The following is a 2,011-nucleotide window of genomic DNA, read 5'->3' on the forward strand; positions in this document are numbered from 1 at the left end:
AACAACTGCCGTTTCATGCGCGTGTGTCAGTTGTGATAATGTGAGCGGCACGCCGATATGATTGTTCGAATTGCCCGAGGTTTTGTGCGTGACGTGCTTTTGCGCCAAAACCGCCGCCGCCATCTCTTTCGTCGTGGTCTTGCCGTTGCTGCCGGTCAGCGCGAGCACAGGCCCGCCCCAACGTTTGCGCATGGCGTGACCAAGATTTTGCAAAGCTTCCAGCACATCTGCGACGATGATGAGGTTGCGGCGCTGGGATGGGATTTGATCATATTTGCTTGCGGCAACTACGGCCGCCAATGCTTGCTTCTCGAACACCTGATTCAAAAAGTCATGGCCGTCGAATTTGTCGCCGGACAGCGCAAAGAACAAATCGCCTGCCTGGCAAGCGCGCGAGTCAATCGAAAAAGCTGCCGGGCGTGTTCTGAGAATGCTGTCATCTCCCACAAAACGAGCATGCGCGCCGCACGCGCGCAACACTTCTCCCAATGTCAGAATAATCGGCATAGGCCGTTCGCCTCAAGTCAGATTCGGCATTTGTTCACGCGGTAAAACAAGACGATTAAGGATTGCCATTTAAATAACTTACTCATTTTCTTTAAACCGCTAATCAACGCGAATGGTCGCTAATGCTTTTTAATTCGCGATGATTCGCGCCTATTCGCGGTTGGAGATTGGGAAAGTTATTTAATCGTCGCTCCTAAACATCGCCTTCGTTTGTGTTTGATTCGTTACTCCAAACGTCATGCTCGCGAAGCCGTTGCGTTGACCTGTTTTATTGTAACACGGCTTCCTGCGCAACCACAACTTCGGAGCGGCAACGCAATTCGCAGCGCACGCCCGAACTGATAGGCGTTCCGGGCGGCGGATATTGCTGCACCACCGTACCGCTGCCCACGACGCGCGCTTCCACATTTGCAAGAGAAAGCTGGCGCAATGCCTGGCGCAGCGAGAGTCCTATGAGATTGGGCATGCGCGCTTGCCGCGCCAGTTGGCCAACCTCAAAAAGCTGCAACGTGATGGGCGAGTTCCGCAACACCGTTGAGCCGGGCGGCGGCATTTGATTCAGAATAAAATCGCCTTCGCCATCCCAAATCGGTTTGAGCTCGAGGCTCTTGAGAATTTCTTCACCGACGTTGCGATGGCGACTGGTGAGATCGGGCAACACAATTTTTCGAGTGTCCATAATTGTCTCGCTGTAGTTTTCCGTGAAATTTTCATGAGGCATTCCCGGCCGTTCGGTGAACGACGGCTCTGCGCCGAGAATGCGCTGCGCAATCTGCCGGAAGGTGGGCGCTGCGACGGAAGCGCCCCAATGATCTCTGCGGGGATTTTCGAGCATGACATAGATCAAATAGCGCGGCTGTTCCGCCGGGAAAAATCCCACAAACGAAGAAATATAATCGCTGTGCGAATAGCCGCGGGCATTTTGCAGCGCGCGGTGCGCGGTGCCGGTTTTACCGGCGATGCGAACGCCCTCCAGGGCGGCATTCTTGCCGGTGCCGTTTTTCACCACGCCTTCGAACATGTGCGCCAGCTCTGCCGCCACGTCTTTGGTCAAAACGCGCCGCACAACCTGCGGCTCGTCGAAGCGTTCGACGCGGCCGTGCGCATCGCTGCGCGCCATGAGAATTTTCGGCTGCAGCAACAGACCGCCGTTGGCGACGGCGCCGTAAGCCATTGCCATTTGCACGGCGGTTACGGACACTTCATACCCCATGGCCATTGCAGCAATCGTATAACCGGACCATTCGCCGGGCATTTTGAGCGTGCCGTTCGCTTCGCCTTCGATGCCCGCGCGCGACGGCATGCCAAAACCGAAATCGCGCGCATAGCGATAAATTTTTTCTTTGCGCGCCAAGCGCGCCAGTTTGGTTGTGCCGATATTGCTCGACTTCGCCAATACCTCCGCCACACTGAGATTGCCGTAGCGCTCGCCGTGGTCGGTGATGACTTTATCGGCAAACTTCCACGCGCCATTTTCGCAAAAAATGACGTCGTCCGGGCGGCG

The 2,011-nt window shown here is 55.7% G+C and carries 2 protein-coding genes; both read right to left on the reverse strand.

The window, feature by feature from the left end; all coding sequences use genetic code 11:
* Positions 1-507 (reverse strand): UDP-N-acetylmuramoyl-tripeptide--D-alanyl-D-alanine ligase (locus FBQ85_29725; protein ID MDL1879310.1); only part of this gene is annotated, 507 nt, incomplete at its 3' end.
* 268 nt (positions 508-775) lie between these two features.
* Positions 776-2,011 (reverse strand): PASTA domain-containing protein (locus tag FBQ85_29730; GenBank protein MDL1879311.1); only part of this gene is annotated, 1,236 nt, incomplete at its 5' end.

It is taken from the genome of Cytophagia bacterium CHB2, assembly GCA_030263535.1.
Lineage (GTDB): Bacteria > Zhuqueibacterota > Zhuqueibacteria > Zhuqueibacterales > Zhuqueibacteraceae > Coneutiohabitans.